Source organism: Colwellia sp. MB3u-55, assembly GCF_014076785.1.
In the GTDB taxonomy this organism is placed as follows: Bacteria; Pseudomonadota; Gammaproteobacteria; order Enterobacterales; family Alteromonadaceae; genus Colwellia_A.
The window spans coordinates 21,128-38,004 of the sequence record NZ_JACGUS010000120.1; the positions used below are offsets into that span (position 1 = coordinate 21,128).

The window sequence follows — 16,877 nt, forward strand, 5'->3', positions numbered from 1 at the left end:
GTAATGCTTGATACTTATCATCAATAAATTAGCTTTTAAAGTCGTTACAAGGTAATGATAATTTAGTTTTTATAAATTAAATTTAGTCTTGATACCCTGCTTTCATTTTTTTTGCTAAAATTGCCTTATTAATTATCTCCTTTGTATATCACCATGAATAATAACCCTGAAGATGTTTTCAAAAATCCCGATCACTTTTTAGATGCTGTTGGGTTACGTTGCCCTGAGCCCGTCATGATGGTAAGGAAATCGATTCGAAAAATTTCCGTCCAAGAGACTTTATTAATAACGGCAGACGACCCTTCAACAACTAGAGATATACCCAGTTTTTGTCGTTTCATGGATCATGAACTTATCGCACAACAAACTCATGAAAAACCTTTCCTTTATTTGATCAAAAAAGGGAAAGCTTAACACTTTCCCTTTTTAACTCTTTAGCACTAATAAGTCAGTGTCTATACGACTACCACTTAGCTATTGTAAAAGTGCAACATCAGCAATGGCAAAGAAACTATTCCTAATTTCATTTAATAGCGTTAAACGATTAGTTTTTATCGCTTCATCGTCAGCCATCACCATAACATTATCAAAAAAGTTGTCTATCGGTGCTTTTAAACAAGCAAGCTCTGTTAATGCCGCCTGGTAATCTTTTGCCAACATCATTGGTGCAATCGTAGCTTTCACTTCATTAAATGCTTCAGCTAACGCTTTTTCTTGTGTTTCAGTGGCTAAGTCAGCTTTAAACGTTGGGTAAAGTTCACCACTAAATTTAGCTAAAATATTACCAACACGTTTATTAGCGGCAGCTAGTGTTGCGGCTTGTTCCAATGATTTAAAGTGACTTACCGCTTTAATACGTTTTTCAAAGTCTAAAGGTTCAGTTGGCGCATTGGCTAATACCGCTTGAATAACGTCAACTGATATACCTTGCTCTTGGTAATAGGCTCTGAATCTACCCAACACAAAATCAACAACTTGAACATTAACGTTTTCATTTGAAAGTTTATCACCATATAAACCAACACTTTCTTTAATTAAAGTATTGATATCTAATGGTAATTTTTTCTCTATGATAATTCGGATCAAACCAATTGCCGCGCGACGTAAGGCAAAAGGGTCTTTATCACCTTTAGGAGCTTGGTTAATACCAAAAATGCCCACTAAGCTGTCAATTTTATCAGCTATAGCGACTGCACAACCAATATTACCTTCAGGTAAGGCATCACCCGCATATCGAGGTCTATATTGATCTTCTAAGGCTTGAGCAACTTCAGGTGCTTCGCCATCATTCTCAGCATAATATTTACCCATAGTACCTTGTACTTGAGGAAACTCTAAAACCATATCAGACATCAAATCAGTTTTGCTGAGTAAACCTGCTCGTTTTGCTTGTTCCGTGTTCTCGCCTATTTGTCCGGCGATAACTGCGCTTAATGAAGCAATACGTTCAGATTTCTCTTTTAATGTTCCTAACTGTTTCTGAAATAATACCGATGATAGACTTTCTAAACGTGACGCTAACGTTTTGCTCTTATCTGTTTTAAAGAAAAACTCCGCATCTGCCAAGCGCGGACGAATAACTTTTTCATTGCCCTTAATCACTTGAATAGGGTCTTTGCTTTCAATGTTGGTTACAAAAATAAACTTATTTAATAACTGACCATTTTTGTCATTTACCGGAAAGTATTTTTGGTGATCTTTCATTGAATAAATAAGTGGTTCAGCGGGAACATCTAAAAAGGCTTTATCAAAACTACCAATTAATATTACTGGCCATTCAACTAAACCAGTAACTTCTTCCAATAACTCATCGTCAATTAATGCAACACCATCTAATTGCTGAGCGGCTTTATTAATTTCTGACAAAATTAATGCTTGGCGCTCTTGGTAATTAACTTGAACAAATGCAGACGTTAATTTGTCTTCGTATTCATTTGCATGCGCTAAAGTAACGAAACCTTCATGATGAAAACGATGGCCCGTGACAACATTACTTGAAGTTACCTCTAAAGTTTCACCGGCAATGATTTCTGCGCCAAACATTATGGTCAAGGTATGGACTGGGCGAATAAATTGAGTACGAGTACTGCCCCAACGCATAGGTTTAGGAACAGGTAGTTTGCTTACCGCAATATTGACCATAGCAGGAATTAACTCTGCTATGGTTTTTCCTGTTTGTGTCGCGCGATGTAATAACCATTCACCTTTGTCAGTCTTTAAGCGCTGAGCTTCCTCAACACTAATACCATTAGAACGTGCCCAACCTTGCGCGGCTTTGCTAGGATTGCCTTCAGCATCAAATGCTACATCTATGGCAGGACCCCGTTTCTCAATTTCTTTATCGGCCTGTTTTTCAACTAACTGACTGACCTTTACCGCTAAACGACGTGGTGTAGCAAACCATTGAATATCTTCGTAAGTTAAACCTGCGCTATCTAATTGATCTTTTATTTGCTGGTAAAATGTAACGGCAAGATTTTTTAATGACTTCGGTGGTAATTCTTCAGTACCTAGTTCTATTAGTAGTGTTTCTGTGTTCATTATGATTTCCCACCAGCAGTATTATTATTTTTACAAAGAGGAAAACCTAATTCTTCACGCTTATCGTAATAAGCCTGTGCACAAGCTTTTGATAATGTTCTGACTCTAAGTATATAACGTTGGCGTTCGGTCACTGAAATAGCGTGACGAGCGTCTAATAGGTTAAAAGCGTGTGAGGCTTTCATAACTTGCTCGTAGGCAGGTAATGCTAAACCTGCTGCAATTAACTTCTGGCTATCTTTTTCACATTGATCAAAGGTATTAAACAAAGCATCGACATCTGCATGCTCAAAATTATACGTTGACTGCTCAACCTCATTTTGATGAAACACATCACCATAAAGTACAGTACCCATAGGACCATCAGCCCACACTAAGTCATAGATACTATCCACATTTTGAATATACATAGCTAAGCGTTCTAAGCCATAGGTTATCTCACCTGTGACTGGCGTACACTCTAAGCCACCTACTTGTTGGAAGTAAGTAAATTGTGATACTTCCATACCGTTTAACCAAATCTCCCATCCTAGTCCCCACGCGCCTAGCGTTGGTGATTCCCAGTTGTCTTCAACAAAGCGGATATCATGAACTAGAGGATCAATGCCCAGTTCTTTTAAAGAATTTAAGTATAATTCTTGAATATTTTTCGGCGAAGGTTTTAACATGACTTGGAATTGATAGTAATGTTGTAACCGATTAGGGTTTTCACCATAACGGCCATCAGTGGGACGGCGACAAGGTTGAACATAAGCACTGCTCATTGGCTCAGGACCAATAGAACGTAAAAATGTCATTGGGTGAAAAGTACCAGCGCCAACTTCAAGATCAAGCGGTTGTACGATGACACAACCTTGACGTGACCAGTAGTCTTGTAACTGAAAGATTAATCCTTGAAATGTTTTTATATTGAACGTACTCATAATTTTCCAATTCATTATTCGTGTGAGTTTTACCGATAACGGCTAATGATATTAAGTATACCGATTGCATTATTATTAACCTAGTAACAAGTTAACAAACTTTGAGTTTTTACTCAGTAATCAATTTACTTTAGCTATTACCGTATTGCAGAATGTTAAAATGCCCAGATTTGATGTCCGGGCATTTATAATTTTAAAATAACGCGCTTAACTAAATATCTAAGTTAGCTACGTTTAACGCATTCGCTTCAATGAAGTTTCTACGTGGTTCAACATGATCACCCATTAATGTAGTGAACAATAGATCCGCGGCAATAGCGTCTTCAATGGTAACTTGTAACATACGACGAGTTTCAGGATCCATGGTGGTTTCCCACAACTGGCTTGGGTTCATTTCACCCAATCCTTTATAACGTTGTATATACTGACCACGTTTTGATTCAGCCATTAACCATGTTAGTGCGTCTTCAAAAGTAGTAACCGTTTTAATTTTTTCACCACGTTTAACATAACCACCTTCTTCAATGAGACCATTGATAGCAGTATTTAAACCAAAAATAGTTTCAAATTCTTTTGAATGAATGAATTCATAACCACAATCATAAATATGATCAATACCATGTTGGCGAACGTTGAAACTTGGATAGTAGATATTTCTTTCTTGGTCATGCTTAATATCTGCAGAATAGATAGAACCATTACCATCTTGTTCGTCTAATTGTGCGACTAAGTCACCAACCCATGCTTCTACTAACGCTTTATCATGGAAATCAGTTTTAACAATTTCTCTGCTGTAGATCATTTTTTCTAATATATCAGCAGGTATTTGACGTGAAACACGCTTAATAATGTCGTGCGTTTTACGATACTGTTTTACTAACTGTTCTAAAGCTAAGCCAGAAATAGCTGGTGCTGATTCATTAACATAAATCTCGGCACTATCTAGAGCTAACGTTGTTAAGTACTCTGTTAAGCCGTCATCATCTTTAATGTAACGCTCTTGCTTACCTTTTTTCACTTTATAAAGTGGTGGTTGAGCAATAAAGATATGACCACGTTCCATTATTTCTGGCATTTGACGATAGAAAAACGTTAGTAATAATGTACGTATGTGAGAACCATCGACATCGGCATCGGTCATAATGATGATACTGTGATAACGAAGTTTCTCTGGATTATATTCATCACGACCAATACCACAACCTAAGGCGGTGATTAATGTTCCAACTTCTTGTGATGAAATCATTTTATCAAAGCGTGCTTTTTCAACGTTAAGAATTTTACCTTTCAACGGTAATATTGCTTGGTTTCTACGATTTCGCCCCTGCTTGGCAGAGCCGCCAGCAGAGTCTCCTTCGACAATATATAGTTCAGAAAGAGCAGGATCTTTTTCCTGACAATCCGCTAATTTACCCGGTAAGCCAGCAATATCTAATGCACCTTTACGGCGCGTCATTTCACGGGCTTTACGAGCAGCTTCTCGCGCTCTAGCTGCATCAACTATCTTCATGATAATAGTACGAGCAACAGAAGGTTTTTCTAAAAGGTATTCACCAAGTTTTTCGCCCATCGCTTGTTCAACAGCCGTTTTTACTTCTGAAGATACCAATTTATCTTTGGTCTGCGATGAGAACTTAGGATCAGGTACTTTAACCGAGATTACCGCAGTTAGTCCTTCACGAGCGTCATCACCCGAAGCACTTGTTTCTGTGCTACCACCTTTCTTTGTTTTATTAAGGCCTTCTTTAACCATGTAACTATTTAGTGTACGTGTTAAAGCAGTACGGAAACCGCTTAAGTGAGTACCACCATCACGTTGAGGAATATTATTAGTAAAACAATGAATACTTTCTTGGAAACCATCATTCCATTGCATAGCAACTTCAACAATAATGCCGTCTTCACGCGCTAAATCAAAATAGAATATTTCTTCATTGACGGGTGTTTTATTGGTATTAAGGTAATCGACGAAAGCTTGAATACCACCATCAAATTTAAAATGGTCTTCTTTACCTTTTTCACGTTCATCAATTAATCGAATTGAAATACCAGAGTTTAAGAAAGATAACTCACGGATACGTTTAACTAATAAGTCATAGTGGAATAAAATATCTGTGAAGGTCTTTTCACTTGGCCAAAAACGTACTTCAGTACCGGTTTTATCACTAACACCAACTTCAGCTAAAGGCGCTTCAGCAACACCTTCGTGATATATCTGCTCAAATAATTTACCTGCTCGGCGAATATTCAGTTTTAGCTTACTACTTAAAGCATTTACTACAGAAATACCAACACCATGAAGACCACCTGAAACTTTATAGCCAGAGTCTTCACCACCGAATTTACCACCTGCATGAAGTACTGTCATGATAACTTCAGCAGCAGAAATACCTTCTTCAGGGTGAATGTCAGTTGGAATACCACGACCATCATCTCTAACCGATACAGAGCCGTCTATGTGTATTTTAACAACAATTTCAGTACAATGACCTGCTAAGGCTTCATCGATAGAATTATCTAAAACTTCAAATACCATATGATGCAAGCCACTGCCATCATCCGTGTCACCAATGTACATTCCTGGTCTTTTACGTACAGCATCAAGTCCTTTTAGAACTTTGATACTGTCTGAGCCGTATTCATTTTCTACTGTCATAGCGTATAGCCTATTTACCTATTGCTGAGATTTGTCCATGTTTCACGTGAAACATCTTATAATTATTATCAGTAGGAACCAAGGGTTCTACTGCGATTTTATCAATTGCCGTGATGATAACTTGGCAGTCTAATTTATTTATCGCGTTGTTTAATAAGGTTCTAGAATTTAAATCTAGTTCCGCACCAACATCGTCAATTAATAAAATTGGTTTTACTCGCTTAACTTTTTCTATTAACTTAGCTTGCGCGAAAGTTAACGCCAGTAAAAACAACTTTTGTTGGCCACGTGATAACTGATTGTCGATCACCACATTACCCGTTAAAAATTTCACATCAAACTTTTGTGCCCCGTATAAACTAAAGCCTGCTTTTTTTTCTCTCTCTCTATTTTGTAATAACACATCACTCAATGTTTTTTTACTATTCCAACCTTGGCTATAAGATATCGATATACCTTCAGCTAAACTAGGCAACATCAACTCTAACCAAGGTTGAAGCTCAAGAGAAAGCTCCTTAATATATTCGTCACGTAATTTTGCAACCCTTACCGATGCCTCGCAGAATACTTGGCTCCAATAATCTAAGGTATCAACATCAGCCCTATTACGTAAACAAGCATTTCTTTGTTTTAGTATTCTTGAAAATTCTTTCCAACAATCTGAAAATGAATGTTTCACGTGAAACAATCCTAAATCAATGAAACGTCTTCTTTGTTTCGGTCCACCAAAAAATAATTTAAAGCTTTCTGGTGTAATAACTTGTACCGCAATATTTATTGCTAATTGAGAAAGCTGTCTATGCTTTTCTCCAGCAATTTTAATTTCTGTTAAGCCGGTAGCAAAATCTTTGGCAACACCTAACTGTAATCCTTTATCGTCTTTAGCACTAACAATGAATTTACTTTTATTGTGAGTGACTAAATTTTCAACTTGCGACGTTCTAAAAGACTTACCATGACCCAAGTAAAAAATAGCTTCAAGTAAACTGCTTTTACCACTGCCGTTATCACCGATAATAAAATTTATATTATCGTTTAATTCAATGGTATCTGCTGCTAAATTTCTAAAATCATAAGCGGTAAGTTTTTCTATACTCATTAAAGTCGCATTGGCATAACAACATAAATAGCTTCGTTGCTTTCAGCACCTTCGATAACTACACTACTATTTGCATCTGCTAAAGTAAATTTAACCTCAGGCTCTTTTATTGCGTTTAGAACATCTAGAACATAATTTACGTTGAAACCTATTTCAACTTCCTCGTAAGGAAAATCAATTTCTAATATTTCTTCGGCTTGTTCTTGTTCAGGATTATTAGCGGTAATTTTTAATTCGTGCTTAGAAAAGTTAAGACGAACACCTTTAAATTTATCATTAGATAAAATAGAAGCGCGTGATAATAGTTGTCGTAAATTTTCTTTACTGGTGTTGAGTACTTTATCACCATTACGCGGTAAAACACGACGGTAGTCAGGAAAACGACCATCGACTAATTTACTGGTAAATGAAAAGCCACTATCAATAATGCGAATATGATTTGAGCCTAAAAAGACTTGAACGTTTTCTTCGACTGGGTCAAGTAAACGAATAATTTCTAAGATACCTTTGCGAGGCACAATAACTTGTCTAGACGGCAGTGTTAATTCATTAGACGAAATTTTACATATCGCTAAACGGTGACCGTCAGTAGCTACAGAGCGAATTTCGTTGCCTTCTGTCTCAATAGACATACCGTTAAGGTAGTACCTAACATCTTGATTTGCCATAGAAAAATGAGTACTTTCTATTAATCGAAGCAAGTCAGATTTAAATATTTGAAATTCAACATCACCTTTCCACTCTTCTATATTAGGAAAGTCAGCAGCAGGTAGCGTTGCTAAAGAATATTTACTTCTACCGGTACTGATAATGATTGCTTCATTATTCGATTCAAAAGATAACATTGAATCTTCGGGTAAACTTTTACAGATATCGAGAAGCTTGCGGGCGGGAATAGTAATTTTTCCGTCCTCGCCTTGGTTATCTATTTGCGTACTAGATACCATTTCAAGCTCTAAATCAGTGGCTGTTAACGTAAGTGACTGCCCACTTATATCTAAAAGAATATTACCAAGGATAGGTAATGTACTTTTACGTTCTACGGCACCAGAAACCAATAAAAGTGGTTTCAGTAATAATTCCCTATTTAATGAAAACTTCATTTATCTACCTATCTTTTTATGTACTTATTATTATAACGAAAGCTATGACGAAAGTGTTCTAGTTAAATTAGAATAATCTTCCTTAATGTCATGCGACTCTTCGCGTAACGCTTTAACTTTTCGACATGCATGGAGAACAGTCGTATGATCTCGCCCACCGTAGGCATCTCCTATCTCGGGTAAACTATGATTAGTTAACTCTTTAGATAGTGCCATTGCAATTTGTCTAGGTCTAGCAACAGATCTATTTCTACGTTTTGAAAGTAAATCGGCAACTTTAATTTTATAATATTCTGCAACAGTTCGTTGGATATTATCGATAGTAACTAACTTGTCTTGTAAGGCAAGCAAATCTCGTAATGCTTCGCGGACAAAATCAATAGTAATTGGCCGACCAGTAAAATTAGCATTAGCAATAACGCGATTCAATGCCCCTTCTAACTCACGAACATTAGAACGTAAACGTTTAGCTATAAAAAACGCAACTTCGTCAGCCAAATTAATATGACTTTCTTGAGCTTTACGCTTAAGAATGGCGACGCGTGTTTCTAGCTCAGGTGGTTCTATTGCTATTGTTAATCCCCAACCGAAGCGAGATTTAAGTCTGTCTTCAACATCGACTTCTTTAGGATAACGGTCGCTGGTTAAAATAATTTGTTGATTACCTTCAAGCAAAGCATTAAAAGTATGGAAAAATTCTTCTTGGGTACGATCTTTACCGGCAAAGAATTGAATATCATCTATCAGTAATGCATCGACGCTACGGTAGTAATGCTTAAATTTTTCCATCGCATTATTTTGTAAAGCGCGCACCATGTCTTGAACAAAACGTTCAGAGTGCATGTAGGCGATCTTTGCATTGGGTTTATTCAGTAAAATACCATTACCAACAGCGTGTAATAAATGAGTTTTACCTAAACCTGTACCGCCATAAATAAATAAAGGATTGTAAGCAGAACCAGGATTATCAGCAACTTGAGAAGCGGCAGCACGTGCTAATTGGTTAGACTTACCTTCAACGAAATTGTCAAAGGTATATTTAACTCTAACATTAGTTGTTTTAGGTAAGTTACTTTGTGGCTCTTCTCGTTTTTTATTCGAGGTAACAAGTTGAGGAATAGTATTAATAATATTCTGAGAGCTACTTTGGTTTGGAATACTGCCAACATCAAACCTAAGTAGAGGAGGATTTGTACTTTCTTGCAAAGTGACCAATTCATTTATACGACTTACATACTTATCTCGAACCCAATCAAGTACAAAACGATTAGGTGCATATAAAGTCATGATATTGTCGGCAACAACACACTGTAATGGACGTATCCACATACTAAATTGCTGTGCAGGCAATTCTTCTTGTAGAACTGAAAGGCATCGCTGCCAAAGTGAATGATCCAACCAAATGCTCCTGAAATTACGCTATCTTTTGTTAAATCATCTTTTAGCTAATATGACAGATAAAACAAAAGTCGGTAAATATGGTATTTTGTAATGTGTCTATTATCACCATAGTTATCCACAACATCAATATTGACTTTTAAATAGTTGCCCTTTTAGAGAAAATAAATAAAAAAAATCACACATAAGCAATTAAAACGGTATTCTTAGACTAATTTACTGCTAAAATATCATTTACATATTATTTAGCTATTAGTGATAATTGCTTATATTTTTATGAAAATTAATTGATCAAATGTTATAAAACTGTGGATATAAATAATTAACCTAAAGATCTATTAGGATCTTTTTAAAATAGATTACTATAAGCATTGACAACACCTGCTACAAACTATAAAATTCGGCCTCTTTTTTTAGAACCAGTGTGCTCAATACGGCTGTTTGCCAGGGCAACAACAACAGACGGATGAGCGTAATGAAAAGAACATTTCAACCTAGTGTATTAAAGCGTAAACGCAACCACGGTTTCCGTGCACGTATGGCTACAAAAAACGGTCGTGCAGTAATTTCACGTCGTCGTGCGAAAGGCCGTAAAAGCCTTAGCGCATAATCTCTTCTTTAATCTTTAATTAAGAGATATTTTAACCATCATGGTTAATTATGAATTTAATCGGGAGTCACGCTTGTTGACTCCCGGTCACTTTCAATCTGTATTTTCTAAACCTCTTCGTTTCGGCTCTAGCCACATAACTATTCTTGTTAGTCCAAATATTGATGAACGTAATCGTTTAGGCTTAGCTATTGCTAAAAAACGCGTTAAATTAGCTGTTCAGCGAAATCGTATTAAACGTCAAATCAGAGAAAGCTTTCGACTCAATCAGCACGACTTACCTAACATCGATATGGTTGTAATGGTAAAGTCTGGTACTGATCAGTTAGAAAATGCCGAAATTAGAAAACAATTAGAAAAAATATGGCGAAAGATAATTCAGCGGCACAACAGCTAGCCATAGCTCTTGTAAAAGCTTACCAGCGCTGGCTTAGTCCACTACTGGGTAATAACTGCCGATTCCATCCAACTTGCTCTTTTTATGCTATTGAAGCGATAAATCGCTTCGGTGTGATAAAAGGTTGTTGGTTAGCAGCCAAACGTATACTAAAATGCCACCCATTAAACGCGGGTGGATTAGATCCCGTGCCACCATCAAAAGAAGAGAAATAATAAATTATGGAATCTCAACGCAGTTTTCTTTTTATTGCGCTTATGGTTGTTACTTATTTGCTATTCACTGAATACCAAAAAGATAATGCATCCGTAGAAGCTCAAACAACAATGACTCAAACATCTGATCAAATTGCTACCGGCAATGGAGATTTTGTTCCTGAATCATCAAGCTCAGCAATGCCGATGTCAGCGCCTACTAGAGCAAAAGAACAAGTCATTACAATTAATACTGACGTGTTAGTAGTAAAGATTGCGACTAGCGGTGGTGATATCATTGATGCAAAATTAGTCAAATTTAATACCGAACAAGGAAACGACATTCCTTTTACCGTTTTGCAAAACGGTAGCCGTAAATACATCGCACAAAGTGGTTTAATAGGCGCGCAAGGCATAGATAAAGTGTCCGGACGTCCTATTTACCAAACGAGTAGCAAAAACTACCAGTTAGAAGGCGATGATCCATTAGTGGTAGATTTGAAATATACGACGAATGGCTTAGATGTCATTAAGCGTTTTACTTTTACTAAATCAAGCTACAGCGTTAATGTTGAATACATAATGAACAATACTTCAACAACAACGGCTAGTGTGCAAATGTATGCACAATTAAAACAATCGACGGTAGTAGAAAGTGGCAGTTCATTAATGCCTACGTATCGTGGAGCTGCGTATTCGACCACCGAAGAACGTTATGAAAAATATGATTTTGATGATATTAAAGAAGCAAAATTAAACGTAACAACAGCAGGTGGCTGGATTGCTATGCTAGAGCATTATTTTGTTTCTGCCTGGGTACCAAGCCAAACGGCAGACAACCAAATATATACTAGCTACTCAGCAAACAATGAAGCTGTTATAGGTTTTAAATCTCCGCCAATAATGATCGAACCAAACAACCAATCAATCACTTCAGCAATATTTTATGTTGGACCTAAAGATCAATACGTACTTGACGAAATAGCACCTCACTTGGGCTTAACAATAGATTACGGTTTTTTATGGATGATCAGTAAACCTTTGTTTTGGTTGTTGTTACAAATACAGTCGTTAGTAAGTAACTGGGGTATTGCAATTATTGTTATTACTTTAGTGGTTAAAGGGGCAATGTATCCGTTAACCAAAGCGCAATACACCTCAATGGCTAAAATGCGTGAACTTGCACCTAAAATGGCACAGTTAAAAGAACGCTTTGGTGATGACCGTCAAAAAATGTCACAAGCTACTATGGAAATGTACAAGAAAGAAAAAGTAAACCCAGCGGGTGGTTGTTTACCTATGATCATTCAAATGCCAATATTCTTGGCATTATATTGGGTATTTTTAGAAAGTGTTGAACTACGACATGCACCGTTCTTTTTCTGGATAGAGGATCTTTCAACAATGGATCCTTACTTTGTATTGCCAGTATTCATGGGTGTAAGTATGTTCGTGATGCAAAAAATGCAACCTATGACGATACAAGATCCGATGCAACAGAAAATAATGCAATACATGCCAGTGGCATTCTCTGTATTTATGGCTTGGTTCCCATCAGGTTTAGTACTTTACTGGTTTGTCAGTAACATGATTTCAATTGCTCAAATGAAAATTATTTTCAGTGGTATTGAAAAAGCTAAACTAGCCAAAGCTAAAGATTAATTTCTACAGCGTAAAATTATTAAAGGCGGCCTATTAGGTCGCCTTTTTTATTTCCAGTAAAAAATGTTTATAATAGCTGAGCTATTATCTAGGAAATGATTATGACCGAAATTTTATATCAAAAAGAAACCATTGCCGCACAAGCTACTGCACCTGGTAGAGGTGGAGTGGGTATTATCAGAATATCTGGACCTGAAGTTAAGAGTGTTGCACAGGCTATTTTAGGCAAGATACCTGAAATTAGAAAAGCTGAGTATTTACCCTTTAACGATGCTAACCAGCAAACGCTCGATCAAGGCATTGCCTTATATTTTAAAGCGCCCCACTCGTTTACTGGTGAAGATGTCCTTGAATTGCAAGGACATGGTGGACCCGTTATTTTAGATATGCTGTTAAAAGAAATTTTAGCACTACCTAAAGTACGTATGGCAAAACCTGGTGAATTTAGTGAGCAGGCATTCATTAATGACAAACTAGATTTAACACAAGCTGAGGCCATCGCTGATTTAATCAACTCGAGTTCAGAGCAAGCAGCTCGTTGTGCATTACATTCACTACAGGGTGATTTTTCTAAGCTTGTTAATCAACTTGTCGAAAGTACTATTCATTTAAGAATGTATGTTGAAGCCGCAATTGATTTTCCAGAAGAAGAAATAGACTTTCTTGCTGATGAAAAAGTTGTTGGCGATCTGAAAAAAATCATAAGTCAGGTAGAAAAGGTTCAAAGCCAAGCCCATCAAGGCAGTATTATTCGTGAAGGAATGCGCGTAGTTATCGCGGGACGACCTAATGCCGGTAAATCAAGCTTGTTAAATGCATTAAGCGGACGTGAAGCGGCTATTGTCACAGATATAGCAGGAACTACGCGAGACGTCCTTACAGAGCAGATACACATCGATGGTATGCCACTGCATATTATTGATACGGCCGGCCTACGTGAAAGTAACGATCAAGTAGAACAAATTGGTATTGAGCGCGCTTGGCAGGAAATAAATCAAGCCGATAGAGTGCTTCTTATGGTCGATGCTTGTGATGATAATAATGATGATCCGCAGAAATTATGGCCAGAATTTTTTGCCAAACTTCCCAAAAATATTGGTTTAAGCATTATTAAAAACAAAGCAGATATAAAGGGTATAGCGACCGGCTTATCAGCGACTAATGACATTCCTACGGTAACTTTATCGGCAAAAAATGGTGATGGCATAGCAGAGCTCAAAGACCATTTAAAAAGTATTATGGGCTATCAAGGCAGTACTGAAGGAGGATTTATGGCAAGGAGACGACATTTAGCCGCATTAGAACAAGCTCACCATCATTTAATTATCGGTTTAGAACAGCTTGAATCTTATGTCGCAGGAGAAATTCTCGCTGAAGAGCTACGTTTATGTCAGATAGAACTCAATAAAATAACCGGTGAATTTACCAATGACGACCTACTAACAGAAATATTTTCGTCTTTTTGTATTGGAAAATAACGCTAAATACCACTTAAAACTTAAGAAAAAAGGAACCAAATGAGCTCATTTCAAATCATTGTTGGCAGTATGTTAGGTGGATCTGAGTATGTTGCTGAGGCCTGTGAAGAGACATTATTGGCACTAAATCACCAAACAACTCTGCACTTGCAGCCCGAATTTGAACAAATAATAGCCGATAATCAAACTTGGCTAATTTGTACATCGACACATGGTGCTGGAGACTTTCCTGACAACATTCAAAAATTTGTTGAAGATCTTAAAAATAGCACTGTAGATCTATCCCCAGTTAAATTTATGATCATAGGTTTGGGTGATTCAAATTATGATACCTTTTGTAAAGCCGCTAAAGATTTTCAAAAGTTATTTTTATCAAGGGGTTGCAAAGAAATAGTCGAGATAAAAACCTTAGATATGAGTGAGGAAATAGATCCAGAGGATCTTGCTCAACGATGGTTGGAAAATAATAAAGATCTTTTATAAAGATCTTACTCATAAGTTATCAACAAAACTGTCCCCTACAATAACCATCTGTGGATAAGTCTGGGTAAAAGCTATTAATTTCTTATTATTATTCAGTGTATAGAATTCTAATTTATTTAGCTTGTGGATAACTAGCCATTTTGATCATAGGTTTAAAACCCTTTGATCAAAGTTTGATCACAGTGTTATGATCGTACTAATGAACTGTTATCTATAAGGAAAAAGGACTTATCAACAGAAAATGGCTTTACTAATAAGTAATAGTAATAAGATCTCTTTAAAGATCTTATATATTATAAGAAGGATCACACTCAGATCTTTTTAATCATTTGATCATTCCCCTCATCGCAAAAAAGCGCTAAAATACGTTCCCTAATTTTTGAATAACAAATTATTCATAAAATATTTTTTAACGATTAATCAAGGCCTGAAATTTATGTGGTACCAAGAATCTTATGACGTAATCGTAGTGGGTGGTGGTCATGCCGGAACTGAAGCATGTCTTGCAGCAGCACGTATGGGTTGTAAAACATTATTGTTAACGCATAACATCGACACTTTGGGTCAAATGTCATGTAATCCAGCCATCGGTGGAATTGGCAAAGGACATCTTGTAAAAGAAATTGATGCCTTAGGCGGATTAATGGCAACGGCTACAGACCATGCTGCGATTCAATTTAGAACATTAAATGCCAGTAAAGGCCCTGCCGTTCGTGCTACACGAGCACAGGCTGATCGAATTTTATATCGTTCGTATGTTAGAAATCATTTAGAAAATCAAGAAAATCTTACTATTTTTCAACAACCTTGTGACGATCTAATTCTAGAAAATAATAGAATTGTTGGTGTATCTACACAAATGGGATTGAAATTTAAGGCGAAATCCGTTGTTTTAACCGTTGGCACATTTTTAGCTGGACAAATTCATATCGGTTTAAATAATTATCAAGGTGGCCGAGCAGGAGATCCTGCAAGTGTAAATTTAGCAAAAAACCTACGTGATATGCCATTTCGAATGGATCGTTTAAAAACAGGGACTCCACCTCGATTAGATGCACGCAGCTTAGATTTTTCTAAAATGGAGAAACAACCAGGCGATGATCCTCGACCAGTATTTTCATTTATGGGATCAAGAGATGATCATCCAGCTCAAGTACCTTGTTACATTACCCATACCAACAGTAATACCCATGATATTATTAGAAATGGTCTCGATAGATCGCCAATGTACACTGGCGTTATTGAAGGCGTTGGACCAAGATATTGTCCTTCAATAGAAGATAAAATAACTCGCTTTGCAGATAAAGATTCGCATCAAATATTTGTTGAACCTGAAGGGTTAACAACCCATGAAATATATCCTAACGGTATATCAACAAGTTTGCCTTTCGATGTTCAAATGGCATTAGTACGTTCAATCAAAGGTTTTGAAGACGCTCATATCACTCGACCGGGCTACGCTATTGAATATGATTACTTTGATCCTCGTGATTTGAAACAAACCCTTGAAAGTAAATTTGTTGAAAATTTATATTTTGCTGGACAAATTAACGGTACTACAGGTTATGAAGAAGCTGGAGCTCAAGGGCTATTAGCGGCGACAAATGCTGCAGCTCGAGTACAAGGAAAAGAAGAACTTATTTTAGGCCGCGATGAAGCTTACATGGGTGTATTGGTTGACGACTTAGCGACGCTAGGCACTAAAGAACCTTACCGTATGTTTACTTCACGTGCTGAATACCGATTATTGTTACGCGAAGATAACGCTGATATCAGATTAACTGAAAAAGGTTATAAACTGGGCTTAGTTGATGAAGCTCGCTGGAAAGCCTTTAACGAAAAAATAGAGATGGTTGAATTAGAACGTCAGCGCTTAAAAACAACCTGGATCCAAAAAGATCACTCTGGCGTAGAGCAAATCAATGAGCTACTTAAAGCTGATATCAGTCGAGAAAATAGTTTAGAAGATCTGATCAGACGCCCTGAAGTTCGTTACGATGATTTAATGAAAATAGAAGGTTTAGGACCGGCAATTACTAATAAACAAGCTGCAGAGCAAGTTGAAATTCAAATTAAATATGCAGGTTATATTGATAGACAACTTGATGAAATATCAAAAAAGAAACGACACGAAAATACACTGATCCCACTAGATTTTGATTTCACCCAAATATCGGGTTTATCAAATGAAGTTGTGGCAAAATTAAGTGACTCTCGACCTGAAACGATTGGTAAAGCATCACGTATATCCGGTATTACACCAGCAGCCATATCGTTATTATTGGTTTATCTTAAAAAGCATGGTTTGTTACGTAAGATTGCCTAATTAAAAT

The 16,877-nt window shown here is 36.8% G+C and carries 14 protein-coding genes; 8 read left to right on the plus strand and 6 right to left on the minus strand.

The features are described from left to right. The first annotated feature begins 153 nt into the window (after positions 1–153). Positions 154–414: a sulfurtransferase TusA gene (gene tusA, locus H4J66_RS15535; protein ID WP_182175901.1), complete on the plus strand. Its 261-nt coding sequence runs from the start codon at positions 154–156 to the stop codon at positions 412–414. Between the two features lie 60 nt (positions 415–474). On the opposite strand, the gene glyS is transcribed toward tusA, so the two are convergent. The 6 genes from glyS to dnaA all read right to left on the minus strand — a co-directional run bounded on the left by glyS (position 475) and on the right by dnaA (position 9,720). Then, positions 475–2,541 (minus strand): glycine--tRNA ligase subunit beta, encoded by a 2,067-nt coding sequence (gene glyS, locus H4J66_RS15540; protein ID WP_182175902.1) that lies wholly within the window; start codon positions 2,539–2,541, stop codon positions 475–477. Then, positions 2,541–3,464, minus strand: coding sequence for a glycine--tRNA ligase subunit alpha (gene glyQ, locus H4J66_RS15545; protein ID WP_070375291.1), 924 nt, complete (start codon positions 3,462–3,464; stop codon positions 2,541–2,543). The genes glyS and glyQ overlap by 1 nt, the downstream gene beginning before the upstream one ends. A 211-nt stretch (positions 3,465–3,675) precedes the next feature. Continuing rightward, a complete protein-coding gene (gyrB, locus tag H4J66_RS15550) occupies positions 3,676–6,120 on the minus strand; it encodes a DNA topoisomerase (ATP-hydrolyzing) subunit B (protein ID WP_182175903.1) in 2,445 nt (814 codons plus the stop codon). A gap of 10 nt (positions 6,121–6,130) precedes the next feature. Further along, positions 6,131–7,219 (minus strand): DNA replication/repair protein RecF, encoded by a 1,089-nt coding sequence (recF, locus tag H4J66_RS15555; protein ID WP_182175904.1) that lies wholly within the window; start codon positions 7,217–7,219, stop codon positions 6,131–6,133. Next, positions 7,219–8,322 carry a DNA polymerase III subunit beta gene (gene dnaN / locus H4J66_RS15560; RefSeq protein ID WP_070375294.1) on the minus strand — a complete coding sequence of 368 codons (1,104 nt, stop codon included), beginning with the start codon at positions 8,320–8,322 and terminating at the stop codon, positions 7,219–7,221. The genes recF and dnaN overlap by 1 nt, the downstream gene beginning before the upstream one ends. A 42-nt stretch (positions 8,323–8,364) precedes the next feature. Further along, positions 8,365–9,720, minus strand: a complete 1,356-nt coding sequence (gene dnaA / locus H4J66_RS15565) for a chromosomal replication initiator protein DnaA (protein ID WP_070375295.1) — start codon at positions 9,718–9,720, stop codon at positions 8,365–8,367. 475 nt (positions 9,721–10,195) lie between these two features. Here dnaA and rpmH point away from each other — a divergent pair, with 475 nt between their 5' ends. From rpmH to mnmG, 7 genes are all read left to right on the plus strand, one after another. Continuing rightward, entirely contained in the window at positions 10,196–10,330 is a 135-nt protein-coding gene (gene rpmH, locus H4J66_RS15570) for a 50S ribosomal protein L34 (protein WP_070375296.1), read from the plus strand. A 40-nt stretch (positions 10,331–10,370) separates the two neighbouring features. Beyond that, the gene (rnpA, locus tag H4J66_RS15575; RefSeq protein ID WP_070375297.1) at positions 10,371–10,727 is read left to right on the plus strand and encodes a ribonuclease P protein component; all 357 of its coding nucleotides are present in this window, start codon (positions 10,371–10,373) and stop codon (positions 10,725–10,727) included. After that, positions 10,694–10,942 (plus strand): membrane protein insertion efficiency factor YidD, encoded by a 249-nt coding sequence (gene yidD / locus H4J66_RS15580; protein ID WP_182175905.1) that lies wholly within the window; start codon positions 10,694–10,696, stop codon positions 10,940–10,942. Before rnpA ends, yidD begins: the two co-directional genes overlap by 34 nt. A 6-nt stretch (positions 10,943–10,948) precedes the next feature. Further along, positions 10,949–12,583, plus strand: coding sequence for a membrane protein insertase YidC (yidC, locus tag H4J66_RS15585; protein WP_182175906.1), 1,635 nt, complete (start codon positions 10,949–10,951; stop codon positions 12,581–12,583). 101 nt (positions 12,584–12,684) lie between these two features. Further along, positions 12,685–14,061, plus strand: a complete 1,377-nt coding sequence (gene mnmE, locus H4J66_RS15590) for a tRNA uridine-5-carboxymethylaminomethyl(34) synthesis GTPase MnmE (protein ID WP_070375300.1) — start codon at positions 12,685–12,687, stop codon at positions 14,059–14,061. Positions 14,062–14,100: 39 nt separating this feature from the next. Continuing rightward, positions 14,101–14,544 (plus strand): FMN-binding protein MioC, encoded by a 444-nt coding sequence (gene mioC / locus H4J66_RS15595; protein WP_182175907.1) that lies wholly within the window; start codon positions 14,101–14,103, stop codon positions 14,542–14,544. Between the two features lie 436 nt (positions 14,545–14,980). Then, positions 14,981–16,870, plus strand: a complete 1,890-nt coding sequence (gene mnmG / locus H4J66_RS15600) for a tRNA uridine-5-carboxymethylaminomethyl(34) synthesis enzyme MnmG (RefSeq protein ID WP_182175908.1) — start codon at positions 14,981–14,983, stop codon at positions 16,868–16,870. Positions 16,871–16,877: the final 7 nt, after the last annotated feature.